Here is a 382-nt window from a genome sequence, read left to right as displayed (position 1 = left end):
GCAACCGCCAGTGCCGTTCCGCCCCGCTCGTGCCGCACTGTTCGTTGCCGAACGCGAACTGCTCGAAGACCGCGACGCGCTGGCCCCGGCGGACGGCGTGCCAGGCCGAGGCGAGCCCGACCGGGCCGCCGCCGATCACGACGATGTCGAAGTGCTCCGTCTCGGTCACTGGGTCCAGCCCTTCGTCTTCCGCGCCGTTCCCGCCGCGATCGGTGTGCCCCGGACCTCCTGGCCGAGGACGGTGTCCAGCCGGGACGCGACCTGGTCGACCTGCCAGTCGGTCATGCCCGGGTGGCAGGGCAGGTTGACCTGCTGCTCGAACCACATGCGCTCGGCGACCGGGCACTCCCCGGCGTGGTGGCCCCTGGCCCGCCATTCGGCG

1 protein-coding gene and 1 pseudogene are annotated in these 382 nt (G+C 73.0%); both read right to left on the bottom strand.

All coding sequences use genetic code 11. The features are described from left to right. Positions 1 to 139, bottom strand: a 139-nt coding sequence (locus RNC47_RS37430) for an FAD-dependent oxidoreductase (RefSeq protein ID WP_311605347.1), incomplete at its 3' end; no start/stop codon positions are given. A 26-nt stretch (positions 140 to 165) separates the two neighbouring features. Further along, a pseudogene (locus RNC47_RS37425) lies at positions 166 to 382 on the bottom strand (aminotransferase DegT); the annotation flags it as partial.

Source organism: Streptomyces millisiae, from assembly GCF_031845425.1.
In the GTDB taxonomy this organism is placed as follows: Bacteria; Actinomycetota; Actinomycetes; order Streptomycetales; family Streptomycetaceae; genus Streptomyces; species Streptomyces millisiae.
Note: the sequence above shows the minus strand (reverse complement) of the source record. Positions and strands in the feature narration are given on the sequence as shown.